Source organism: Microbacterium sp. MDV22-iso44, from assembly GCF_058629135.1.
This window is the reverse complement of the sequence record NZ_JBZVWS010000003.1, coordinates 280,276-304,683: the sequence shown is the minus strand read 5'-3', so window position 1 is coordinate 304,683 and position 24,408 is coordinate 280,276. Positions and strand designations below refer to the sequence as shown.

At 71.0% G+C, this 24,408-nt stretch carries 20 protein-coding genes; 9 read left to right on the top strand and 11 right to left on the bottom strand.

The annotated features are described in order from the left end of the window. Positions 1 to 34: 34 nt before the first annotated feature. From AC4NN1_RS11690 to araA, 4 genes are read left to right on the top strand one after another with little or no spacing between them, the layout of a single operon-like run. A complete protein-coding gene (locus tag AC4NN1_RS11690) occupies positions 35 to 1,027 on the top strand; it encodes a substrate-binding domain-containing protein (protein ID WP_491955412.1) in 993 nt (330 codons plus the stop codon). 44 nt (positions 1,028 to 1,071) lie between these two features. Then, positions 1,072 to 1,782, top strand: a complete 711-nt coding sequence (locus AC4NN1_RS11685; RefSeq protein ID WP_018187490.1) for an L-ribulose-5-phosphate 4-epimerase — start codon at positions 1,072 to 1,074, stop codon at positions 1,780 to 1,782. After that, positions 1,779 to 3,437 (top strand): xylulokinase, encoded by a 1,659-nt coding sequence (locus AC4NN1_RS11680; protein WP_491955411.1) that lies wholly within the window; start codon positions 1,779 to 1,781, stop codon positions 3,435 to 3,437. Before AC4NN1_RS11685 ends, AC4NN1_RS11680 begins: the two co-directional genes overlap by 4 nt. Further along, positions 3,434 to 4,936 (top strand): L-arabinose isomerase, encoded by a 1,503-nt coding sequence (gene araA, locus AC4NN1_RS11675; protein WP_491955410.1) that lies wholly within the window; start codon positions 3,434 to 3,436, stop codon positions 4,934 to 4,936. Before AC4NN1_RS11680 ends, araA begins: the two co-directional genes overlap by 4 nt. 156 nt (positions 4,937 to 5,092) lie before the next feature. Here the strand turns inward: araA and AC4NN1_RS11670 are convergent, their stop codons facing one another. The 8 genes from AC4NN1_RS11670 to AC4NN1_RS11635 form a co-directional block, all read right to left on the bottom strand. Then, a complete protein-coding gene (locus tag AC4NN1_RS11670; protein ID WP_491955409.1) occupies positions 5,093 to 5,635 on the bottom strand; it encodes a hypothetical protein in 543 nt (180 codons plus the stop codon). Next, positions 5,635 to 6,045, bottom strand: coding sequence for a DUF4383 domain-containing protein (locus AC4NN1_RS11665; RefSeq protein ID WP_491955408.1), 411 nt, complete (start codon positions 6,043 to 6,045; stop codon positions 5,635 to 5,637). The genes AC4NN1_RS11670 and AC4NN1_RS11665 overlap by 1 nt, the downstream gene beginning before the upstream one ends. A gap of 175 nt (positions 6,046 to 6,220) precedes the next feature. Next, on the bottom strand, positions 6,221 to 8,110 hold the full coding sequence (locus AC4NN1_RS11660) for a DUF2264 domain-containing protein (protein WP_491955407.1): 1,890 nt from the start codon (positions 8,108 to 8,110) through the stop codon (positions 6,221 to 6,223). A gap of 12 nt (positions 8,111 to 8,122) precedes the next feature. Next, on the bottom strand, positions 8,123 to 9,229 hold the full coding sequence (locus AC4NN1_RS11655; RefSeq protein ID WP_491955406.1) for a glycerate kinase: 1,107 nt from the start codon (positions 9,227 to 9,229) through the stop codon (positions 8,123 to 8,125). Then, positions 9,226 to 10,269, bottom strand: a complete 1,044-nt coding sequence (locus AC4NN1_RS11650; RefSeq protein WP_491955405.1) for a LacI family DNA-binding transcriptional regulator — start codon at positions 10,267 to 10,269, stop codon at positions 9,226 to 9,228. The genes AC4NN1_RS11655 and AC4NN1_RS11650 overlap by 4 nt, the downstream gene beginning before the upstream one ends. Before the next feature lie 45 nt (positions 10,270 to 10,314). Beyond that, positions 10,315 to 11,187: a sugar phosphate isomerase/epimerase family protein gene (locus AC4NN1_RS11645; RefSeq protein WP_363455097.1), complete on the bottom strand. Its 873-nt coding sequence runs from the start codon at positions 11,185 to 11,187 to the stop codon at positions 10,315 to 10,317. Next, positions 11,184 to 12,386, bottom strand: a complete 1,203-nt coding sequence (locus tag AC4NN1_RS11640) for a dihydrodipicolinate synthase family protein (protein WP_116227568.1) — start codon at positions 12,384 to 12,386, stop codon at positions 11,184 to 11,186. Before AC4NN1_RS11640 ends, AC4NN1_RS11645 begins: the two co-directional genes overlap by 4 nt. A gap of 3 nt (positions 12,387 to 12,389) precedes the next feature. Next, complete coding sequence (locus AC4NN1_RS11635; protein WP_491955529.1) at positions 12,390 to 13,517, bottom strand: Gfo/Idh/MocA family protein; 1,128 nt, start codon at positions 13,515 to 13,517, stop codon at positions 12,390 to 12,392. Positions 13,518 to 13,925: 408 nt separating this feature from the next. On the opposite strand from AC4NN1_RS11635, the gene AC4NN1_RS11630 reads away from it, so the two are divergent. From AC4NN1_RS11630 to AC4NN1_RS11610, 5 genes are read left to right on the top strand one after another with little or no spacing between them, the layout of a single operon-like run. Next, a complete protein-coding gene (locus AC4NN1_RS11630; protein WP_491955404.1) occupies positions 13,926 to 15,191 on the top strand; it encodes an ABC transporter substrate-binding protein in 1,266 nt (421 codons plus the stop codon). A gap of 21 nt (positions 15,192 to 15,212) precedes the next feature. Further along, positions 15,213 to 16,163: a carbohydrate ABC transporter permease gene (locus AC4NN1_RS11625; RefSeq protein ID WP_020098548.1), complete on the top strand. Its 951-nt coding sequence runs from the start codon at positions 15,213 to 15,215 to the stop codon at positions 16,161 to 16,163. After that, the gene (locus tag AC4NN1_RS11620) at positions 16,157 to 17,050 is read left to right on the top strand and encodes a carbohydrate ABC transporter permease (protein ID WP_018187503.1); all 894 of its coding nucleotides are present in this window, start codon (positions 16,157 to 16,159) and stop codon (positions 17,048 to 17,050) included. The genes AC4NN1_RS11625 and AC4NN1_RS11620 overlap by 7 nt, the downstream gene beginning before the upstream one ends. After that, complete coding sequence (locus tag AC4NN1_RS11615) at positions 17,050 to 20,109, top strand: alpha-mannosidase (RefSeq protein ID WP_491955403.1); 3,060 nt, start codon at positions 17,050 to 17,052, stop codon at positions 20,107 to 20,109. The genes AC4NN1_RS11620 and AC4NN1_RS11615 overlap by 1 nt, the downstream gene beginning before the upstream one ends. After that, a complete protein-coding gene (locus AC4NN1_RS11610) occupies positions 20,109 to 21,797 on the top strand; it encodes a hypothetical protein (protein ID WP_491955402.1) in 1,689 nt (562 codons plus the stop codon). Before AC4NN1_RS11615 ends, AC4NN1_RS11610 begins: the two co-directional genes overlap by 1 nt. 1 nt (position 21,798) lies before the next feature. Here the strand turns inward: AC4NN1_RS11610 and AC4NN1_RS11605 are convergent, their stop codons facing one another. From AC4NN1_RS11605 to AC4NN1_RS11595, 3 genes are read right to left on the bottom strand one after another with little or no spacing between them, the layout of a single operon-like run. Further along, complete coding sequence (locus AC4NN1_RS11605) at positions 21,799 to 22,455, bottom strand: hypothetical protein (protein WP_491955401.1); 657 nt, start codon at positions 22,453 to 22,455, stop codon at positions 21,799 to 21,801. A gap of 2 nt (positions 22,456 to 22,457) precedes the next feature. Beyond that, entirely contained in the window at positions 22,458 to 23,393 is a 936-nt protein-coding gene (locus tag AC4NN1_RS11600) for a carbohydrate ABC transporter permease (protein WP_491955400.1), read from the bottom strand. Beyond that, positions 23,390 to 24,382, bottom strand: a complete 993-nt coding sequence (locus AC4NN1_RS11595) for a carbohydrate ABC transporter permease (RefSeq protein ID WP_491955399.1) — start codon at positions 24,380 to 24,382, stop codon at positions 23,390 to 23,392. The genes AC4NN1_RS11600 and AC4NN1_RS11595 overlap by 4 nt, the downstream gene beginning before the upstream one ends. Positions 24,383 to 24,408: the final 26 nt, after the last annotated feature.

Genomic DNA, 24,408 nt, shown 5'->3' with positions numbered 1-24,408 from the left:
AGGGGCCGCCGCGGGCAGAGCTACAGTGAGCGCCATGGGACGGGCCGGGACGATGCGCGCGAGCGTCCGCGACGTCGCCGCCCGCGCCGGAGTCTCGACGCAGACCGTCTCGCGCGTCATCAACGACAGCCCGAACCTGCGGCCCGAGACCCGTGCCCGCGTCGAAGCGGCGATCGCCGAACTCGGCTACCGCGTCAACAACGCCGCACGATCCCTGGGCACCTCGACGACCCGCACCGTCGGGGTCGTCGCCTCCGACGCCACCCTCTGGGGCCCCGGCGCGGGCATCGCCGCGCTCGACGCGGCGGCGCGGGCGGCGGACCGCTGGTTGGCGACGACCTACGCGGATGCCGCTGACCCGGCATCCGTCACCGATGCCGCCCAGCGGCTGCTCGCCCAGGGCGTCGATGCGCTGATCGTCGTCGCCCCGCACACCGCGACGCTCCCCGCCCTGCGACAGGTCGCCGGCGACACCCCGCTCGCCGCGCTGCACACCGGTGAGGGCGCCGCCCGGCAGCGCGCCGGCGCGGCGCTCGCTGTCGACCACCTCGTCACGCTCGGCCATCGGCGCATCGCGCGACTCGCGGGACCCGCCGACTGGCTCGAGGCCACGGCCCGCGACGAGGGCGTCGATGGCGCGCTCAGTGCCGCCGGCATCCGTCCCGCGGCGATCTGGCACGGCGACTGGAGCGCGGCGGCGGGAGCCTCGATCGCGCGGGAGGTGGCCGTCGCGGTGCGCGGAGCGGACGGGCCGACGGCGATCGCGGCGGCGAACGACCAGATGGCGCTCGGCCTCATCGCCGGCCTCGTCGCCGAGGGACTGCGGGTTCCCGACGACGTCTCGGTCACGGGTTTCGACGACAACGCGGATGCCGCCTTCTACACGCCCGCGCTCACCACGGTGCGCGTCGACACGGCCGGTGAGGCGCAGCGCGTGGTCGCCGAGGCCCTCGGCCTGCCCGCGCGCGGCGACGTCGCGGAGCCGGTGCTCATCGCACGCGCATCGAGCGCCGCGCCGCCCGGCTGAGCCAACTCTGGCGCGACCGAGATGTTACCGGTAACATCAACCGCATGACCGATCTCGATGAGGCGATCGCGGCCGTCCGCGCGGACGTCGCCGCCCTGCATGCCGAACTCGTCCGCTACGGCCTCGTCGTCTGGACCGGGGGCAACGTCTCGGGACGCGTGCGCGTTGGTGAAGACCGCAGTGCCGACCTCTTCGTCATCAAGCCGTCCGGCGTCTCGTACGACGACCTCGCGCCCGAGAACATGATCCTCTGCGACCTCGACGGCACCGTCGTGCCCGGCACCCCGGGCAGCGACCGCTCGCCCTCGAGCGACACCGCCGCGCACGCCTACGTGTACCGGAACATGCCGGACGTCGGCGGCGTCGTCCACACGCACTCCCCGTACGCCGTGGCCTGGGCCGCGCGCGGCGAGGAGATCCCCTGCGTCATCACCGGCATGGCCGACGAGTTCGGCGGCCCGATCCCGGTCGGGCCGTTCGCGATCATCGGCGACGACTCGATCGGCCGCGGCATCGTCGAGACGCTGACCGGCCACCGCTCACGCGCCGTGCTCATGCAGAACCACGGACCGTTCACGATCGGCGTCAGCGCGAAGGATGCCGTGAAGGCCGCCGTCATGTGCGAAGACGCCGCGCGCACCGTCCACTTCGCGCGGCAGGGGGGCGAGCTGATCCCGATCCCGCAGGAGAAGATCGACGCCCTCTACAACCGGTACCAGAACGTGTACGGCCAGAGCACGGACGCCCGCCGATGAGCGTCATCACCTCCGGCGGCGCAGCGTTGGGCATCGAGCTCGGCTCGACCCGTATCAAGGCCTGCCTCGTCGACGCGAGCAACCCCACGACCGTGCTGGCCGTCGGCAGCCACGAGTGGGAGAACGCCCTCGTGGACGGCGTGTGGACCTACTCCGAGGACGCGATCTGGTCGGGCCTGCAGGCCGCCTACGCCGACCTCGTCGCCGACGTCCGCCGGCAGGGCGCCGAACTCACGGAGCTCGCCGGCATCGGCGTCTCCGCGATGATGCACGGCTACCTCGCCTTCGACGCCCAGGGGAACCTCCTCGTCCCGTTCCGCACCTGGCGCAACACATCCACCGGTGCCGCCGCGGCCGAGCTGACCCACCTGCTGGGCGTCAACATCCCGCTCCGATGGTCGATCGCCCACCTGCACCAGGCCGTCCTCGACGACGAGGCGCACCTCGCCTCGCTCGCGAAGATCAACACCCTCGCCGGCTGGGTCCACGAGAAGCTCACCGGACGCTTCGCGCTCGGCGTCGGCGACGCATCGGGCATGTTCCCCATCGGCTCCGACGGCGGTTACGACCGCGATCGCGTCGCGGCGTACGACGCGCACGCCGCGAGTTTCCTCGCCGGCCGCAGCCTGACGGACCTCCTCCCCGAGGTCCTTCCCGCGGGGGCGGATGCCGGGACTCTCACCGCCGCCGGCGCCGCCCTCCTCGACCCGACCGGCACGCTCCGCCCGGGCGCCGTGGCGGCCCCCGCAGAGGGCGACGCCGGCACCGGCATGGTCGCCACGAACGCGGTCTCGCCGCGCACGGGCAACGTCAGCGCCGGCACGAGCATCTTCGCGATGGTGGTCCTCGAGCGTCCGTTGGAGCGCGTCCACACCGAGATCGACCTCGTCACGACGCCCGCCGGTGACCCGGTCGCGATGGTGCACTGCAACAACGGAGCGAGCGAGCTGGCGTCGTTCGCGTCGCTGTTCGCGCGGTTCGCCGCGGCATCCGGTCAGTCGATGACGACGGACGCCGTCTACGAGACGCTCCTGCGCGAAGCGCTCGAGGGCGCAGCGGATGCCGGTGGGGTCCTCGCGTACAACCATCTGAGCGGTGAGCCGATCGCGGGCCTCGCCGAGGGCCGCCCGCTCGTGGTGCGCACGCCGGACGCGGACTTCTCGCTCGCGAATGTCATGCGCGCGCAGGTGTACGGCGTGTTCGCGACGCTCGCGATCGGCATGCAGACGCTCGCCGAGGAGGGCGTCGCGCTCGACGCGATGTTCGCGCACGGCGGGGTGTTCCGCACCGCGGGCGTCGCGCAGCGCTTCCTCGCCGGGGCCCTCGACGCACCCGTCACGGTCGGCGACACCGCCGCCGAGGGCGGCGCATGGGGCATGGCGGTGCTGGCCGCGTTCGCGGTCGCGCCGCGCGGGGCAGGAACGGTGCTCCCGACTCGGGACGCCGCGCCAGCGCACGCCGTCGATCTGTCGTCGTACCTCGCCGACCAGGTCTTCGCGGGGGCGGCCTCCGTCACGGCCGACCCCGACCCGGCCGACGTCGCCGGGTTCGCCGACTACCTCGCGCGCTACCGCGACGGCCTGGCCGTCGAGAGCGCCGCCATCACCGCTCTGCCGCTGCGCGGCATCCGCTCATCGAACGAAGGAACAGCATGACCCTCTCCACCAGCCTCGAGCAGTACACCGTCTGGTTCGTCACCGGCAGCCAGAACCTCTACGGCGAGGAGACGCTGCGGCAGGTCGCCGAGCAGTCGCAGGCCGTCGCGGAGGGCCTCGCGGGCCTTCCGGTGAAGGTCGAGTGGAAGCCCGTCCTGAAGGACTCGGACTCGATCAAGCGGCTCGCCCTCGACGCCAACGCCGACGACTCGGTGATCGGCGTCATCGCGTGGATGCACACGTTCAGCCCCGCGAAAATGTGGATCTCGGGCCTCGATGCGCTCCGCAAGCCCCTCCTGCACCTGCACACGCAGGCGAACGTCGAGCTGCCCTGGAACGACATCGACTTCGACTTCATGAACCTCAACCAGGCCGCCCACGGCGACCGCGAGTTCGGATACATCCAGACGCGCCTGGGCGTCGCGCGCAAGACCGTCGTCGGACATGTCTCGAACCCCGTCGTCCTGCAGCAGATCGAGGACTGGGAGCGCGCCGCCGCGGGCTGGCAGGCCGTCAAGACCCTCAAGCTCGCCCGCTTCGGCGACAACATGCGCTACGTCGCGGTCACCGAGGGCGACAAGACCGAAGCCGAGCTGCAGTTCGGCGTGCAGGTCAACACGTGGGGCGTGAACGAGTTGGCGGATGCCGTGGCCCAGGCATCCGAGGCGCAGATCGACGCGCTCGTCGAGGAGTACGTGGCCTCGTACGACGTGGCGCCCGAGCTGCTGCCGGGCGCCGAGCGGCACCAGTCGCTGCGCGACGGCGCGGCGATCGAGATCGGGCTGCGGTCGTTCCTCGAGGCCGGCGGCTTCGGGGCGTTCACGACGTCGTTCGAGGACCTCGGCGCGCTCACGCAGCTGCCCGGCCTCGCCGTGCAGCGCCTCATGGCCGAGGGCTACGGCTTCGGCGCCGAGGGCGATTGGAAGACGGCGATCCTCGTGCGCGTCGCGAACGTCATGGGCTCGGGCCTTCCCGGTGGGGCGAGCCTGATGGAGGACTACACCTACGACCTGGTTCCCGGCAACGAGCGGATCCTCGGCGCCCACATGCTCGAGGTGTCGCCCTCGCTCACGACGTCGAAGCCGCGCCTCGAGGTGCACGAGCTCGGCATCGGCGGCAAGGCCGACCCCGTGCGCCTGGTCTTCACGGCCGATGCGGGCCCCGCCCTCGTCGTCGCGATGAGCGACATGCGCGACCGGTTCCGCCTCGTCGCGAACGTCGTCGAGAACGTCGACGCCCCCGACCTGCCGAAGCTGCCGGTGGGTCGCGCGGTCTGGAAGCCGTCGCCGGACTTCGCGACCTCGGCATCCTGCTGGCTCGCTGCGGGTGCCGCCCACCACACCGTCATGACGACGGCCGTGGGCATCGAGGTGTTCCGCGACTTCGCCGACATCGCCGGCACCGAGCTGCTCGTCATCGACGAGGACACGACGGTGCGCGGCTTCCAGAAGGAACTCCGCTGGAACCAGGCCTACTACCGCCTCGCGCGCGGCCTGTAAGACGCACGGGAACGCCCCGGTGCCGATGCGGCGCCGGGGCGATTCGTGTGTGCGCGGTGTCACGCGATGCAATAGATGCCGGGCGGCGCGCCGCAGCATTCGCCCGCTACCGGCGTGTCGCCGCGGATCTATTGCATCCGCTAACGTCGACCGGGCTCAGTGCCCGCCGTGGCCCGTCATGAAGACCTCGTTGACCGAGGCGCCGGGGGCGTCGCTCCCGATCGGGGTCGCGGCAAGGGCCGGTGTCACGACGCCGGCGAGCAGGAAGGCGCCGGCGATGAGACCGCCGATGCTCGTCCGCGCCGCGGCCCGCGCGGTGGGTCGACTCGGTCGTCCCCGATCGGCGCGACGCAGCGCGACCGCCGACACGACGCCGACGGCGAGTGACAGAACCGCGGCGACGATCACGGGGTAGATGCTCACCTGCGCCGGCCCGACGAGCATGAGCGCGAACAGCAGGACGATCCCGACCAGCGAGACGGCCACCCCGGAGCGGGGCATCGCGAGCCGGCCCTTGGCCAGCGTCACCATCCCCCACGCGAGGGTCGCCGCGCCGACGGTGGCGAGCAGGATGCCGATGCCACGGTCGGCGGCATCGGCACCCTTCACGATCGCGCCCGCACTCAGCCCGAGCTGGACCAGCCCTGCTCCCCACGCGGCGAGCGCGGGCCAGGAGCGGACGAGGGCGGACGGCGACATCAGACGGCCGCGCGGGTGGAGACCTGCTTGTCGGCGGCGATGCCGACGCCGAGCAGGACGATTGCGCTCGCGAGGTGCAGGAAGTGGTCGGCCGTGTTCAGCGCGAGGATGTTCGCCGCGCTGCCGACGAGGAAGAAGCCCACGATGCCGAGCAGCAGGTACGCGGCACCGACGACGAGGTTGACGCCCTTGGCGGCGCGGACGTTCGACAGTCCGCCGATCAGCAGCGCCGCACCGATCAGGAGGTGCGCGACGTTGTGCAGCGGGTTGACCATGAAGATGCCGAGCAGCAGGCCGCCCCTGTCTGCAAGGAAGCCGACGCCCGCCGTCACGGTGAAACCGAGAAGTCCGACGAGGATGTAGACGGCGCCGAAGATGACGGCGACGAGGCGGTTGGGTGAGCTGGTCATGCGATTTTCCCTCCATTGGGCGACGGATGCCGCGGGTGGTGCGTTCAGGTGCTACACAGCATTCGGTGCGAAGCCCGAGACGGATTGCGCCGGGGGCCCCTATCGCGACTGTAGGGACGGGCGTTGACGCCGACGTAGGGCTTGTGGACCCCTCAAAGCCCCTGCTATGAGGTCGCTATGCGGCCGGCGGGCGCGTGAGCGACCGGTGTCCGTCCGGCCAGGTGATCGAGACCCCGTCGGCGCCGACCTCGACGGCCGCGTCGGTCCGCACCGGGGCTCCGGCGCCGCGCAGATCCACGACGACGACCGCAAGGTCGCACGATCCGAGGTCGATCACCGGAACCGCGGCAAGGACGCCGAGAGGGCTGGCGTCATCGCGGCGCACCACACCGGCGATCCCGCCGGTCAGCGAGCGGATGCCGCTGGTCACCCCGCCCGACGACGCTTCAGCCGCCGCGCCGCTCACGTGCCCCGTCGGATCGTCCCCGGCGACGGCCCACCCCCCGACGCGCAGACGCAGCGCGCCTTCCGCGCGAATCTCGACACGCACGACCCGCACCTCGATGCTGCCGCGGACGAACGAATCGACCCGGATGCGGCCGGCGCGACGCGCGACGCCAGTGAGCCCCGACCCGTGCGCGTGCGTCGTGGGGGCCGGCTCGACCCAGTGGGCGTCCCACACCGCCGAGACGGACCCGACCCCGTCGTCGACGCGCGTCCCGAGCAGCCGCATCCCGCTGCGGTGGGTGCGGCGACCGTCGGCATCCGTCATCGTCACCGACTGTTCGAGCGGATCGCGCCACGCCTGCGCGTCCAGGAGGGGCGCGGTGGCGGTCGAGTACCCGATGCGGGCGTACAGCGGCGAGTCCGTCGACACCGCGCCCGCGCGGGAGTGGTCCGTGCCGTGGTTGACGACGCGGACGATGCCGTCGGCGGCGGTGCCCGACACGATCCACCCCGGCGAGGTCACGGCGCGCAGGGCGTCGCCCGTCTCGACGGGGAGCGGCTCGGCGGGCGTCGTCCAGACGGGATGATCCGCGGGCAGCAGGACGCCGAGGAGCCCCTTCACCGCCCAGTAGGGCGACCCGGGTCCGGAGTAGGACTGCGCCAGGGCGCGCCACTCGCCGTGCCACCCCATCGTCAGGATGCCGTCGGCGTCCGGGGCGCCCCGTTCGGCGAAGTGGCGGACGATGAGCTCCGCTGCATGGCGCAGTCGACCGGGCGAGTGCGACGGCACCTCGGCGATGACGCCGACCCAGAACACGGCCGCGGCCGCGAACCGGTAGATGAGGCTCCTGCCCTGGATCAGGGGCGACCCGTCGCCGCCCACGAGCGTGAGCGCATCGTCGAGGAAGCGATCCAGCCGGGCGACGTCACCCGCCGTCCGTCCGCCGGCGAGCTCCGCGGCCCCCGTCATCCGGGACCAGAGGACGGGGTATACGTGCAGCGCCCAGCCCACGTAGTGGTCGTAGGAGCGCTCGTCGCCGTCCGACAGCCAACCGTCCTCCCGCACGAACGAATCGTGGCAGGCGAGGTCGGCCGCGATGTCGTCCGGCGACCACGGTCCGCCGACCGAGCGCAGGAACGTCTCGACGACGATGCGGAACCATACCCAGTTCGTCCGCGGATACGTGTCGTCCCCCACGACGGGAGCGAACCACTCGATCGCGCGCTGCCGGGTGACGGCGTCGAGGGCGTCCCACACCCAGGGCCGCGTGAGGTCGAGGATGAGGGCGATGGATGCCGCTTCGACCTTCGCCTGCCCGTGCTCGTCCGGTCGTACCCACCGGTCGGGCGCTCCGGGATCGACGCCGGTCGTGACTCCGCGGCGCACGAACGCGATCAGGTCGTCGACACCGACACCGCGCTCCCCTGCGATCCGGAAGCCCGCCAGCAGCAGCGTGCGCGCGAAGCCCTCGAGTCCGTCGACGTCACGGCCGTACCCGCCCTCGGCTCCCGGGAAGAGGATGCGACCGCCACCGGGCGTCGCGTACCGTCGCGCGGCATCGAGGAGGGCGTCGGCGTGCGCGACCCACTCCGCGCGCGACCACTCCCCGGCGAGCATCGGATGCCCTGGTCAGCCTCGTCGGCTCGCGAGCGTCCGCCCGGCATCCCGCAGCCAGCGTTCCGGATCGGCCATCGACGCCGCGGCGCTCCCGGCCAGCTCGGTGGTCGAGACGGCGTGCGCGAACCCCGACGTGTCGGCATCCGCGCCGATCCGCCCGGCGACGACCGCGACCGGCACCGCTCGCGACGTCGCGAGCCCGTGGACGAACGCGGGCACCTTGCCCGCCGCGGACTGACCGTCGAACGAGCCTTCACCCGTGACGACGAGGGATGCCGCGGCCACCGCGCCGGCGAGGTCGACGAGCTCGGCGACCCGCTCCGCGCCGGGGACGAGATCCGCGCCCCAGGCGGCGAGGGCGAAGCCCGTGCCGCCCGCGGCGCCCGCACCGGGCAGCAACGGGTCGGCGCCCGGAGCGTGACGGGCGATGCACGCCGCGAAGCGCTCGAGCACCCCGTCGACGACCGTGACGTCGGCGGGGGTGAGCCCCTTCTGCGGCCCGAACACGGCCGCAGCACCCGACGGCCCCGTCAACGGGTTGGTGACGTCGCTGAGGACCGTCACCCCGCCCGCGGGCATCGGACGCACGTGCGTGAGGTCGATGGCCGAGACGGCGGCGAGTCCGCGCGCGCCGGCCGGCACGTCCCGCCCGTCGGCATCGACCATGCGCGCGCCCAGGGCACGCAGCATCCCGCTGCCGCCGTCGGTCGACGCCGACGACCCGATCCCGAGGACGAGTCGGGTGACCCCGGCGTCGAGGGCGGCGGCGATCGCCTGCCCGAAACCGGTGGTGTCGGCATCCCACGGCAGCCGGTCGTCGCCGAGCAGTTCGATCCCGCTCGTCGAGGCGAGTTCGACGACGCCTGTGCCGTCCGGCAGCAGGAGCCATGAGGAGTCGACGGCGGTGCCGCGGGGCCCCCGAACCCGTACCGGGCGTCGCTCGGCGCCGGGGACGGCGGCGGCGAACGCGTCGAGGGTTCCTTCTCCCCCGTCCGCCATCGGACGCAGCACGAGCTCTGCCGCGGGGTCCACCTCGCGCCACCCGGCGGCGAAGGCGGCCGCGGCGGCGGCAGCCGGGAGGGAGCCCTTGAAGCTGTCCAGCGCGACGACGACGCTCATGCGCGCGGAGGGGTGCTCTCGCGCAGCAGCACCTCGAGTCGCAGGGCATCCGGGTGCGGCTCCCACTCGGCATCCGTCGCCGCGCGGAACGCCTGGTAGCCGACCTCTTCGAGCGGCACGCGGACGGTCGTGAGGGCCGGGGTCACGTCGCGGCCCGTGGGGATGTCGTCGAAGCCGGCGAGGGCGATGTCCTCGCCCGCCGTGCGCCCGGCGGCGCGCATCGCCGTCAGGGCGCCGATGGCGACGACGTCGCTGATGCCGAAGACGACCGTCCCGGGCTCGATGCCGTCCGCGAGGGCGCGCGTCATGGCCTCGTAGCCCGCTTCGCGCGTGAACCCGCCGCGGTAGACACGGGGCGCGGACCCACCCGCAGCGGTGAACCCGTCGGTGAACCCGTCGAGTCGGGTGTCGCTCGTGGCGGTCCCCTCCTCGGCGGCGAGCACGACGGCCTGGCGGTATCCCCGCTCGACGAGTGCTCGACCGAGGGCTTCGGCGCCGCTGCGGTTGTCGAGGACGAGGGAGCGCACATCGCCGGCGCCCTTGCCGAGGGCGACGACCTGACCGCCCATCCCGCTCAGGAGCTCCAGCTCGCGCGTCAGTTCGGCCGACGGTCCCGCCGTGGTCCGCGACGCCGCGAGGATCAGCCCGCGCGGGCGTTGTCCGCGCAGGGCCCGGACGAGCCTGACCTCCCGCTCCGGATCGCGCTCCGTGATCGCCACCGTCACGACGAGCCCGGCCTCATCGGCACCGCGGGCGACGCCTGAGGCGATGAGCCCGAAGTAGGGGTCGGCGATGTCGGCCACGAGCAAGGCGATGATCGCCGACGTTCCCCGCGCGGTCGCCTGGGCCGACAGGTTCGCGCTGTATCCGAGCCGCGCGGCGGCCTCTTCGACCCGCTCCCGGTAGGAGTCGGCGACCTTGCGGGTCGAGCCGTTGAGGGCGCGCGAGGCGGTGGCGAGCGAAACGCCCGCCGCGCGGGCGACGTCGTCGAGCGTGACCGCGCCGGACGGCGCGACTCGACGCAGGGTGCGGTCGGTCATGGTGCGCAGTCTACGGGCGGCGGTTCAGGCAGCACGGGACGCGCGTCATCGACCGGCGAGAGAAGGCGAGACGGATGCCGCGAACCCCGCCGCGGTCCGGCGCACCACCTCGAGCGGGTCGGTCGCCCAGATGTCGGCGTTGAAGATCTCGACCTCGATGTCGCGGTCGTACCCCGTCGCCTCGACCGCGCTCGTCAGTCCGGCCAGGTCGATGACGCCGTCGCCCGGGTAGTGACGACCGAGGAGGACGTCGGCGGGGAGCGGGGTCTTCCAATCGCACACCTGGTACGTCGCGATGCGACCCTCCCGGCCGGCGCGCGCGATCGAGTCGAGCACCGCGGGGTCCCAGAAGATGTGGAAGGTGTCGACGGCCGCACCGACGACATCCGCATCGAAGTCCGCCGCGATGTCGAGCGCCTGACCGAGGGTCGAGACGACGCAGCGGTCGGTCGCGTACATCGGATGCAGCGGCTCGATGGCCAGTGTCACTCCCGCCGCCTTCGCGTGCGGAGCGAGCTCGCCGATCGCATCGCGCACCCGCTCGCGGGCGCCGATCAGATCGCGGGACCCTTCGGGCAGCCCGCCGGCGACCAGCACGAGCACGGCGGTCGACCCCGGCGCGCCGGCGGCGGCGAGCGTCGCCGCCTCGTCGATGGCGACGAGGTTGTCGTCGATCGACGCGCGTCGCGCGGGGCCTTCGGGCATCGTGAAGAAGCCCGACCGGCAGTGCGTCGAGAACCGGAGGCCCGAGTCGGTCAGCATGGAAGCGGCCGTCGCGAGACCGACCTCCTGCACCGGTTCGCGCCAGAGCCCGATGGACTGCACACCGGCCTCGACGGTCACGCGGAGCGCGGTGGCGAGGTCGGCGTACTTGATGGTGCCCTGGTTGATCGACAGGCGCGGGTCGACGGCGCTCACGCGTCGAGGCCGTTCAGTCGCAGCATCCCGTTCCACCGCTCCGCGGCGAGCTCGGGACGTTCGAACGCCTTCGCGTCGTTCGCGAGCTCGACGATCCGCGACAGGTGCGGAAGGCTGCGCGCGGAGTGCAGACCGCCGACCATCTGGAACGCGGGCTGGTGTCCGTTGAGCCAGGCGAGGAAGGCGACGCCCGTCTTGTAATAGAACGTCGGCGCGGCGAACACCTGGCGCGACAGCGCCTCGGTCGGGGCGAGCACCTCGAGGTAGCGCGCCGGGTCGCCCGCGTCGAGCGCCTGGATCGCCGCGGAGGCGACCGGCGTCAGGGCGGCGAAGGCACCGAGCAGCGCGTCGGAGTGCTGACGAGCGGATGCCGGGTCCCGCGTCGGCTGCGGGGCGTCGGGCACGTCCGCACCGCCGATGAGGCCGACGTAGTTGAAGTCGTCGCCCGTGAACATGCGCACCGACTCGGGCAGGCGCTCGCGCACCGAGACCTCGGAGGCCGCGTCGAGCAGGCTCATCTTGACGCCCGCCACCTTGTCGACGTTCGCCTCGATGACCTCGAGCAGCACGGCGGATGCCGTCTGCCAGTCGGTCGCCCCGAAGTACCCCGCGAGCTGCGGGTCGAAGGCGGTGCCGAGCCAGTGCAGCACGACCGGTGCCGTGGCCCGCGACAGCACGGCGTCGTAGACGCGGCGGTAGTCCGCCGCGCTCTCGGCGACCCGTGCCAGGTGACGGGAGGCCATGAGGACCGGACCCGCACCCTGCTCCTCGGTGAAGTGGAGCTGCTCGAGGTAGGCCGAGACGACCTCGTCGAGCGTGATCCGCTCCTCATCGATGTGATCGGTGTTCACGCCGACGGCGACGGAACCACCCTCTTCACGGGCGACCTCGGCGGAGCGCGAGATCAGCTCGCGGGTGGCCGCGGCATCCAGTCCCATGTTCCGCTGCGCGGTGTCCATGGCGTCGGCGACGCCGAGACCCCACGAGTACACGTTGCGACGGAAGTCGAGGGTCGCATCCCAGTCGATGTCGGCCGGCTGGCCCGGGGTGTTGTCGGCGTGCGTCTTCGGCACGACGTGCGCCGCCGCGTACGCGACACGGCTGCGGAGCGGTCCGTCGGGGCGCGTGTACCCGGAGGTGTCGACGAGGGGGACGCGACGGAGTGCGCCGTCCCCCGAGAGCAGGGTGAGGTCGGTCATCGATCAGTCCAGCGAGAGCGCGTCGAGCTCGATCTTGCGACCCTCGCGGCTGGAGCGGAGCCCGGCCTCGGCGAGCTGCACACCGCGCGCACCGGCGAGGAGGTCGAACTCGTAGTCGGTTCCCTCGACGTACGAGACGAGGAACTCCTCCCACTGCTGACGGAAGCCGTTCATGAAGACGTCGTTGACGGGGATGATCTGCCAGTCGGCGTCGTAGTCGTGGGTGTCCTCGAGGTCGGGGTTCCACACCGGCTTGGGCGTGGCGTTGCGCGGCTGGATCTTCGCGCCGAACAGGCCGACGACGGCCGAGCCGTGCGTGCCGTCGACGTGGAACTCGACGAGCTCGTCGCGGTTCACGCGGACCGTCCAGGAGGAGTTGATCTGGGCGACGACGCCGCCCTCGAGCTCGAACACGCCGTAGGCGGCGTCCTCGGCGGTCGCGGTGTAGTGCTCGCCCTTCTCGTCCCAGCGGTCGGCGATGTGGACGGCCGCCTGCGCGTAGACCGTGTTGACGCCGCCGAAGAGGTTCTCGAGCACGTAGTTCCAGTGCGGGAACATGTCGACGATGATGCCGCCGCCGTCTTCGGCGCGGTAGTTCCAGGAGGGGCGCTGCGCGGGCTGCCAGTCGCCTTCGAAGACCCAGTAACCGAACTCGCCGCGCACCGACAGGATGCGGCCGAAGAAGCCCGAGTCGATGAGGCGCTTGAGCTTCTGGAGGCCGGGGAGGTACAGCTTGTCGTGGACGACACCGGTCTTGACGCCGGCCTCGGCGGCGAGCTTCGCGAGCTCGAGCGCCTCTTCGAGCGACTCGGCGGTCGGCTTCTCGGTGTAGATCGTCTTGCCGGCGGCGATGGCCTTTCGAAGGGCGGTGGCACGCGCCTTCGTGACGAGGAAGTCCGCGTAGATCTCCCAGCGCGGGTCTGCCAGAGCGGCATCCAGATCGGTCGTGTAGTCCTCGATGCCGTGCTTCGCGGCGAGCTCGGCGAGCTTCGCCTCGCTGCGGCCGACGAGGAGCGGCTTGACGGTGACCTTCGACCCGTCGGGCAGCTCGATGCCGCCCTGCTCGCGGATCGCGAGGATGGAGCGCACGAGGTGCTGGCGGTAGCCCATACGGCCCGAGACGCCGTTCATGATGATGCCGATCTCGCGGACGGCGGGGGCGGCGGGAGCAGCCGCCGGGGCGGGTGCGGTGATGGTCGTCTCTGACACGGTGAGGTCCTTGTCTGCTTCTCTGCGTGCGGCGTCGGGGCTGCCCCGAACGCCACGGAGGCGAATGGGTAAGCGCTTTCCACTCAGTGTGACATCGGCGATCCGATTGCGCAACAGCCGCGTCGGTCGCGCGAACGTCGAAGCCCGGGTGATCATGGAAGTGGCGCTTGTCGCAAAGACGTTACATATCCGACACAGGTAAGCGCTTGCCGTCCCGAGCGTCCCCGGTTACCTTATGAGCACCCCTTGTCATGACATGCCGACAAATGCCGACATACCCGCTCATGACTCACCTCGCGCTCACCGAAGAGCGCACGCGAAGGAGAAGCAGTGAAGAGTTCCCGCACCATCCGATCCGCCACCATCATCGCCGCGGCTGTGGGCGCCCTCGTGCTCGCCGGCTGCTCGTCTTCGGGGGGCGGCGGGAGCGACGACGTCACCCTCGAGTTCGTCCAGTCCGGTGACGCCGCCCAGGGTGGCGGCTACGCCACGCTCGCCAAGAAGTACGAGAAGGAGACCGGCGTCAAGGTCAAGGTCGTCGAGGTTCCGAGCGACGACCTCCGCACCCGCCTCCGCACCGCCTCGCAGGCCAACGACCTCCCCGCCCTCGCGGCAGCGCCCGACGCCGACCCGGCGTGGACCGACCGCATGCTCGACCTCACCGACATCGCCGAGGACGCCAAGGTGCTCCCGGCTCTTCGCGTCGAGGACCCCGAGGACGGCAAAGTGAAGGCCCTTCCGACGACCCTGACCGGTGTCGGCATGTTCCTCAACAAGACGCTCTGGGACGAAGCGGGCGTCGAGTACCCGACCTCGCTCGACCAGAAGTGGACCTGGGACGAGTACGTCCAGAAGGCCACCGAGGTCGTCGACAAAACGGATGCCGAGTTCGGCGCCGTCATGGACAGCTCCGCCCACCGCCTCCGCGCCTTCATGTTCGAGTTCGGCAGCCAGGGTGTCACCGAGCAGTCCGACGGCACCTGGGCGCTCGACGCCGAGGGCGAGAAGGCGCTCGAGTACTTCAAGAAGCTGAACGACGACGGGTTCATGCCGAAGGCCGTGTGGGCCGCCGGTGACGACCCCAGCGCGACCTTCAAGAGCGGCCGCGTGGCCGGCTACATGTCGGGCGTCTGGCAGATCGCCGACTTCCAGGCCAACATCAAGGACTTCGACTGGGTCTCGGTGCCGCTGCCGCAGCAGCCGGTCCGCTCCACCAACTACGGTGCCGCTTCCTGGATCGTCGCCTACGACGGCACGGGCGTCGAGAAGGAGACCCTCGACTTCGTGAAGTGGATGTACCAGCCGGAGAACTACAAGGAGTACTGCGAGATCTCGGGCTGCCTGCCCGCGATCGACGGCGTCGACATCACCTACAAGGACGACGCGTACGCGTTCGACCTCTACAACGGCGAGATCGCCGAGTCCCCCGAGATCGCTGCGCGCCAGACCGTCGACGGCCTGAAGAACAGCTACACCGGCCTCGCCATCGACAGCGAGCCGCTGAAGGACGAGACGATCAAGTACCTCAACGGCGAGCAGTCGCTCGAGCAGACCGTGAAGAACATCGACACGGTCTCCACCGAACAGATGAAGTAACCCGCAGGGAACCGCACACGCATGACTGCAACCATCACGCCGGACGCCTCCGCCCCCACGGCGGGGGCGCCCGGCGCGCCCTCCCCCCGCCGCAAGCGCGCCTTCGGCCGGTACCGGATGGCGCCGTTCCTGTTCACCGTCGTCACGGCCGCCCTGTTCGCCCTGTTCTTCCTGTGGCCGGGCGTCCTCGGACTGTCGTACTCGCTGACGGACTTCCGCGGCTGGGGCGACGCCGAGTTCGTCGGACTCGACAACTACAGCAAGCTCCTCAGCGACCCGAGCTTCTACTCGGCCCTCGGCCGCACGTTCGTCTTCGCACTGCTCTCGGTGCCCCTCAGCTACGCGCTCTCGCTCGGCATGGCCGTCGCGATCAACGCCGCGCACGCCCGCGGCAAGACCGCTGCGCGCATCATCTTCTTCCTCCCGTGGCTCGTCTCGCCGATCGTGACCGGTGTCATCTGGCGCTGGATGTTCGGCGAGAGCTTCGGCTTCGTCAACTTCGTGATCAGCATGCTGGGCGGCGAACGTGTGCCGTGGTCCTCGAACGCGGACCTCTCGCTGCTCGTCGTGATCCTGGCATCCTCGTGGGCCGGTGCGGCCTTCAACATGCTGCTGTTCGTCGCCGCCCTCAACAACGTCCCGAAGTCGTACTACGAGGCGGCCGAGCTTGACGGCGCCAACGGCTGGCAGCGCTTCCGCAGCATCACGCTGCCCTCCATCGCCCCGACGTCCGTCCTGGTGATCCTGCTGTCCACGCTCGGGCACATGAAGGAGTTCGCACTGGTCCAGTCGCTCAACGGCGGCGGTCCCGGAACGCAGAACCGACTGATCGTCCAGTACATCTACGAGACCGGCTTCAAGCAGTCCGAGATCGGCTACGCCAGCGCGGCGTCGATGGTCCTCCTGGTGATCCTCATGGTCATCGCGATCATCCAGCTGCGCATCAGCCGGAGGAGCAACAACTCATGGTGACCACCTACGCCATCACCGTCCCCGACGAGAAGAAGCGCGAGAGCTTCGAGCGTCGCCGCCGGTCGAAGAACCTCCGTCGCCGCGCCGTCGTGCCGACCACCATGCTGTGGGTCCTGGCGCTGCTCATGCTGTTCCCGCTCGCGTGGTTCCTGCTCTCGTCGTTCAAGCCGGGCAGCGAGCTGTTCAGCTACCCGCTGTCGTTCTTCCCCAAGGAGTGGACGCTCGGCGGCTACGAGGCGGCGCTCGAGCGCATCGACTTCGCCCGTTACTTCCTGAACACGGCGATCGTGGCGACGGTGTCGACCGTCCTGACGGTCTTCCTCTGCGCGACGACGGGCTATGCGCTCGCGAAGTACAAGAACCCATGGCTGAGCGTCCTGGGGCTCTTCATCCTCTCGATGACGATGCTGCCGGGCGAGGTCATCCTCAACCCCATGTTCGTCGTCATCCGCGACCTCGGGCTCTACAACCAGCTCGCCGGTGTGATCATCCCCTCGATCGTCACCCCGACCGGCGTCTTCATGTTCCGCCAGTTCTTCATCACGATCCCGGATGAGCTCATGCAGGCCGCGCGCATCGACGGTGCGAGCGAGTACGGCATCTTCTTCCGGATCATGCTGCCGCTGGCCCGGCCCATCGCGCTCACGCTGGCGATCATGTCCTTCCAGTGGCGCTGGAACGACTACATCTTCCCGCTCATCATCCTCGGCGACCCCGAGCAGTTCACCCTGCAGATCGCGCTGCGGGCCCTGGTCGGCGCCGAGAACATCGAGTGGACGATCCTGCTGGCGGCATCCGTGCTGTCGATGATCCCCCTGGTCGCGCTGTACCTCGTGTTCCAGAAGTACGTGACCTCGTCGAACATCAACGCAGGACTCAAGGACTGATGCATTCACGGGACCACCTCGTCCTGGAACGCGTCGACCGCTTCGTCGGGGAGTACCTCGACCGGGCCGTCGTCGCCGACCGAGCTCCGCTCCACGTGTCCGCCTGGCAGGTCCCCGACAGGGGCGACCTGCCGGGCGAACCGGTGTCGGTGGAGCGGATGCGGCAGGATGCCGCGTTCGCCCCCGTCGAGGGCGGTCACCGCTGGGGCCGCGCCTGGGGCACGACGTGGTTCACCGTCGAGGGCGAGGTGCCGCGGTCTTGGGCCCAGCGCGACGGGCGCATCGAGTTGTCGCTCGACCTCGGCTTCTCGCAGGCCAAACCCGGCTTCCAGTGCGAGGGACTCGTGCGGACGCCGGAGGGCGTCGTGGTGAAGGGCCTCGAGCCGCGGAACCATCACGTCCCCGTGTCGAACGGCCCCGGTGAGCGCGTGTCGTTCACGGTCGAGGCCGCCGCGAATCCCGACCTGTCGGGGGGCGACGACTTCAAGAGCCCCCTCGCCTTCTCGCCCACTCCGCTCGGCGACCCGGCCACGGCCGGCGCCGAGCCCCTCTACCGCCTCGGACGGATGGAGCTGCGCCTCGTCGACGAGACCGTCGAGCGCCTCCGCCGCGAGGTCATCGTGCTCGTCGGCCTCGCCCGCGAGCTGGTCGACTCCGATCCGCGTCGCGCGCGCATCCTCGACGGACTCGAGCGCGCGCTGTACGCGATCGACCCCGACGCGCCCGCCGAGGGTGCGGCGGCGGCCCGCGGCATCCTCGCTCCCCTCCTCGCGGCACCGGCCGCGGCATCCGCTCACCGCATCACCGCGACGGGGCACGCCCACATCGACTCTGCGTGGCTGTGGCCGAGCCGCGAGACGGTGCGGAAGGTCACGCGCACGTACGCGAACGTGCTCGATCTCATGGAAGCCGATCCCGATGCCGTCTTCGTCAGCTCGTCGGCGCAGCACTTCGAGTGGGTGCGCCGCAGCGATCCCGAGCTCTTCGCGCGGATCAAGGAACGCGTCGCCGAGGGACGTTTCCTCCCCGTCGGCAACATGTGGGTCGAATCCGACGTCAACATGCCCTCGGGCGAATCGCTGGCCCGCCAGCTACTGGCGGGCACGCGCTTCTTCGAGGAGCACTTCGGAGCGCGCAGCGACGTCGGGTGGCTGCCCGACTCGTTCGGGTTCCCCGCCGGACTCCCCCAGCTGCTGCGCGGCGCGGGACTGGAGTGGTTCTTCACGCAGAAGATGTGCTGGAACGACGTCGACACGATGCCGCACCACTCCTTCGTCTGGGAGGGGCTCGACGGGTCGCGGATCTTCACGCACTTCCCGCCGAACAACACCTACAGCGGCGACATGCGGCCGACCGAGCTCGCCCGCAGTGTCCGCAACTTCGCCGACCACGCGGCCAGCACGCGCTCGCTCATGCCGTTCGGCTTCGGCGACGGCGGCGGCGGACCGACACGCGAGATGATGGCCGACGCCCGCCTGCAGGCCGACCTCGAGGGCTCCCCCACGGTCGCCTTCGGCACGCCGCGAGAGTTCTTCCTCGAGGCGGCCGCCGAACCGACGGACCCGCCGGTCTGGTCCGGCGAGATGTACCTGCAGTTCCACCGCGGCATCTTCACGTCGCAGATGCGCACCAAGCGCGGCAACCGTCGCAACGAGGCCCTGCTCGTCGAGGCGGAGCACTGGAGCGCCGCGGCCACGGTACGCCGCGGCATCCCGTACCCTGCCGCCGAACTCGACGAGCTCTGGCGCGAGGTGCTGCTGCTGCAGTTCCACGACATCCTCCCCGGCAGCGCGATCGCGTGGGTGCACCGCGAGGCGGAGCGCTCGCACGCCGAGACGACCGACCGGCTCGAGCGGATCATCGCGGATGCCGTCGCCGCCCTCGTCGGCGAGGGTTCGCAGCCCCTGGCGCTCAACCCGGGCACGGCATCCGTCGCCGCGATCGCCGCGGGCGGCGCGGGACCTGCGCCGGCGCCGGTGCCGGTCGCGGCCGAGAGCGTCGACGGCGGGTTCCGCCTGCACTCCGACCTGATCGACGTGCGCGTCGGACCCGACGGCACCCTCCGGAGCGTCGTCGACCTCGCCACTGGACGCGACCTGATCCCGGCCGGCCACCGCGGCGGCCTGCTGCAGCTGCACATCGACGCGCCGTCGAAGTGGGACGCGTGGGAGCTCGACGCCTCGTACCGCCTCGCCACGACCGACGTCGACGGCGGCACGGCCGAGCTGGTCGACGGCGTCGTGCACGTCGTGCATCCGCTGCCGAACGGCACCGCCGAGCAGTGGGTCGACATCCACCCCGAGGGCGGCGGCGTCCGCATCCGCACCCGCGTCGACTGGCACGAGCGGCACCGTCTGCTCAAGCTCGCCTTCCCCGTCGCGGTGCACGCGCAGGACGCGGCCTACGAGACGCAGTTCGGTCACGTGCGTCGCCCGCTGCACACGAACACGTCGTGGGACGCCGCGCGCTACGAGGTCTGCGCGCACCGCTGGGTGCACGTCGGCGAGCCGGGCACTGGTGCGGCGATCGTCAACGACGGCATGTACGGCCACGATGCGACGCGCACGAGCGACGAGGACGGGACGGTCACGACCGTGCGGCAGTCGCTGCTGCGCGCGCCGACGTTCCCCGACCCCGACGCGGATCAGGGCGTGCACGAGTTCACGTCGCTCTTCGCGCCGGCTGAGACGACGACGGATGCCGCCCGCTGGGGCGCGATCGTCGGCTCGCCGCTGCGCGAGGTCATCGGCGGGGAGCCGATCGCGCCGCTCGCGTCGAGCTCGACCGACGGCATCGTCGTCTCGGCGATCAAGCTGGCGGCGGACGGCAGCGGCGACCTCATCGTCCGCATCTTCGAGCAGCGCGGCGCCCGCACCGGCGGCACGCTGCACCTCGACGTCCCCTCCTCATCGCTCGAGGTCTGCGACCTCGTCGAGACCGCCGGGCGCGGCCGCGCCGACGCCGCGCGGCGGACCGACGACCGCACCGTCGCGCTCGACTTGCGCGCGTTCGAGGTCGTCACCCTGCGCATCGCGCTGCACGAACCGGAGCAGTCATGATGATCGACCCCGATACCGACACCTTCGTCGCCGAGGTGATCGCCGCGGCGGATGCCGAGGCCACCGCGCTCCTGCAGGCGTCGACCGACGTGTCGCTCGCCCCGCTCGGACCGCACCGCGAGTCGATGCGACGCGCGAAGCTGCTGGTCGCGGTCTTCCTCGAGCCGGGGTCCGCATTCGCCGGCGACCCGGCGGCGGTCGCCCTCGCCGAGAGGTACGCGGGGCTCCTGCACGACCTGCAGTCGCCGACGGGGCTCTTCCTCGGCGGCGACAACGTCGAGTCGCCGCCCGACACCGGATTCACGATCAACGACGTCGGCGACATCCTCGAGCTCGCGCGCCGCTCGGGCGACGCGCGGCTCGACCGGGTCGCCGAGGTGCTGGGAGGCATCGCCGATCGCGCCGCCCCGGCGCTGCTCGCGGGTGGCGTGCACACGCCGAACCATCGCTGGGAGCTGAGCGCCGCGCTCACCCGGCTGCATCGACACCGCCCCGACCCGCGGCTCGAGGCGCGGGCGCGCGAATGGCTCGCCGAGGGCATCGACATCGACGCCGACGGCCTGTACTCCGAGCGCAGCGCGAACTACGCGGTCTACGTCTCGAACCCCTCGCTCCTGGTCATCGGCGACGTCCTCGGCCTGCCCGAGCTCCACGACGTCGTGGCACGGAACCTCGAGGCGACCCTGGGACTCATCCACCCCGACGGCTCCGTCGAGACCGTGAACTCCCGCAGGCAGGACCAGCGCGAGACCCGGTTCCCCCTCGCGCCGTTCGCCCTGCACTACCGCCGCCTCGCCCTCGAGACGGGGCGGGGTGACTTCGCGTGGGCGGCGCGGGTCGCGGCATCCGCACCCGTCATCGATCCGCAGACGGCCCTCGCCGACATGATCCTGCACCCGGCGCTGCGCGAGCCGCTGCCCGCGGGCACGGCGCCGGCTGACCGGGCGCGACTCGTGTGGCCGGTCTCGGGGCTCGTCGTCGACCGCACGCCCGACCGTTCCCTGGTCGTCTTCGGCGGGTCGGACTACACCGTCGCCCGCCGCATCCGCTCGGGCCTCGCGAGCAACCCGACGTTCCTGCGCCTGTTCGCCGGCGACTCAGTTCTCGACTCGGTCCGGCTCTCGCGGCACTTCTTCGGTCTCGGCCCGTTCCGCGCCGATGAGATGACCGCCGAGGACGACCGCATCGTGCTCGAGGAACGGCTCTCCGCCGCGTACTTCGGGCCGCTGGACACCACGCTCCGCCGCCCGGGCGGCGACTACCGCGTCGTCGACGAAGGTCGCTTCTCGGCTGCGATGTCGTTCGACGAGCGACCGCGCGACGAGGTCCCGCTCCGCACCCGCATCGACGTCGTGCCCGTCGAGGACGGCGTTCAGCTGACGATCGAGACCGAGGGGCCGATCTGTGCGTGGAGCCTCGAGTTCGCCTTCCGCGCGGGCGGCGCGTTCGAGGGTGTCGACGTGCGGGCCGACGGCACGGCCGTGCTCACCGACGGGACCGCGCGGTACGCCGTCGGCGACGACATCCTCGAGATCGGCCCCGGGACGGGCTCGTCCGCACCGGCCGCGTACCTTCCCGGTGAGGACTACGACTACCTGGGCGGCACCGACGCCCTGGGTGGTCCGCGGCTCTACGTGACCGGGACGACACCCGGGCGGGCGACGTTCACCGTCCGTCGCGTGCGCTGACTCAGCGTCGGCGCTCGGGGACCGCCACGACGGCGAGCACCGCGCAGCCGAGCGCGGCGGGCAGCAGGGGCGGCAGCATCCACGTCAGGATGACGACGAGCGCGACCGCCGCGACATAGAACGCGAGCCCGCGCAGGTCGCTGCGGACGGTCGCCGGAACGCTGCGGACGGCCGCTCGCCAGCCGGTCCGCGGATCCCACGCGCCGGCTGCGATCAGCAGCCCGACGGTGAGGACGGCGAGGCCCGTCCATCCGACGGCCTCGATGACGCCGCCCCCGGGCAGGAACCCCGACCGTGCGAGGTCGATGTCGATGGCCAGCACGACGGCGATCACCGCGGCGATGAGCCCGACGACGCTGCCGCCGGCGATCCCGGCACGGACGTCGCGCCAGAACAGACCGAGCCGCGAGTCCTCCGCCGCGATGTAGCGGGCCAGGTGACGGATGCCGGCCGCCAGCGCGATCGGCAGGGTCACGACCAGCGCGCCGACGAGCACGACGAGGAGGCCCACCAGGAGGACCTCGCCGAAGAGCGCGAACTTCGCGGCGGCACCGGGGAAGCGGCCTGGGACACGCTCGTCGAGGACCGGGCCGCTGCCGGAACGGTCGGCGCGCACCGCAGCACGCGCCGCCCGCCGATCCGCTCGCATCGTGGCCATCGTCAGCCCTTGAGGCCCTGCGTCGCGACGCCGTCCACGAGGAAGCGCTGGAACACGAGGAAGAACAGCAGCACCGGCACGAGCGCGAGGAACGAGGCCGTGACCGTCGCGCCGAAGTCGCTCGTCGACGACTGGTCGTTGTAGAGGCGCAGCGCGATCGGGAGAGGGTAGTTCTCCGGGCTCGTCAGGTACAGCAGGGGCCCGAGGAAGTCGTTCCACGACCAGATGAAGGCGAAGATCGCGCACGTGATCAGCGCCGGCTTCACGAGCGGAAGGATGATCGCCCAGAAGATCCGGACGTGTCCGGCGCCGTCGATGCGGGCCGCCTCATCCATGTCGCGCGGCATCTGACGCATGAACTGCACGAGGAGGAAGACGAAGAACGCCTCGGTCGCGAGGAACTTCGGCAGCACGAGCGGCCAGAACGTGTCGACCAGGCCCAGATTGTTGAACAGGATGTACTGCGGGATGATCACGACGTGGAACGGCAGCAGGAGCGTGCCGATCATCGCGGCAAACAGGATGCCGAGTCCCTTGAACTGGATACGGGCGAACGCGTAGGCGGCCAGGGCGCTCGAGAGCACCGTACCGACCACGGCGAGGACCGCGAGGATCAGCGAGTTGCCGAAGAACTGCCACAGCGGGACGCCGGCGATGCCGTCGAAGACCTTCAGATAGTTGTCGAAGGTGGGCTGCTGCGGGATGAGCCCCGGGTTCTGACCGAACTCGGAGTTCGGCTTCAGCGTCGAGATGCCCAGCCACACGAGCGGGTACAGGACGAGGGCGGTCAGCGCGATCAGGACGACCAGCCAGATGACCGTCTGCCAGGTCTTGCGCTTCACGCGGCGACGCGGCGGCGGAGCGGCGATCGTCTGCTGCGCGGCGAAGACCGGGGTGGATGCCGCGCCCGAGGTCGTGGCGACGTTGGAGGTGCTCATCGGTTGTCTCCGGCGTAGTGCACCCAAGAACGTTGAGTGCGGAAGAGGATGAAGGCGATGATCGCGACGACGATCAGCAGGATCCAGGCAATGGCGGCGGCGTAGCCCATCTGGCCGTCCGTGAAGCCCCGCTTGTAAAGGTAGATCGTGACGAAGTTGGTCATGCCGGCGGGGCCGCCGGAGCCGTTCGAGATGATGTAGGCCGAGGCGAACACCTGGAACGCTCCGATGAGGCCGAGCAGCAGGTTGAAGAAGATGACCGGCGAGAGCATCGGCAGGGTGACCGCACGGAATCGGTGCCACGCGCCGGCGCCGTCCATCTCGGCCGCTTCGTAGAGCTCCTTCGGCACCTGCTTGAGCCCGGCGAGGAAGATGACCATCGTCGCGCCGAACTGCCAGATCGACAGGATGATCATGGCGGGCAGGACGAGGCTCGGGTTTCCGATCCAGCCGCCGAGGTCGATGCCGAGGGCCGACAGGGACGAGTCGACGGGACCCTCCGAGCCGAACATCGCGCGCCAGACGATCGCGACCGACACCGAGCCGCCGATGAGCGACGGGGCGTAGAACGCGGAGCGGAAGAAGCCGGCGCCCTTGTCGCGGTAGTTGAGCAGCATCGCGACGAGGAGGGCGGCGATCAGGGTGATCGGCGTCCCGACGAACACGTAGACGAGAGTGATCTGCGCCGACTGGATGAACTGCGGGTCGTTCGTGAACAGGCGGACGTAGTTGTCGAACCCGATCCAGCGCGGCGGCGTGAAGATGTTGTACCGCGTGAACGACAGGTACAGCGAGTACCCCATCGGGATGATCGTCAGCCCGAAGAAGCCGACCAGCCATGGGATGAGGAATCCGTAGCCGGCGAGCGTCTCCTTGCGGGCGCGCGAGCGCTGGGTGGGACGGCTGAGGTTCTCGGGCCGGCGTTTGTTCGCGAGTGCGCGACGCCGCTTCTCGCCGGTGACGATGACTCTCGTCGCGGTGGTGCTCACGGGTGGCTCCTGATGTCGGGGGGACG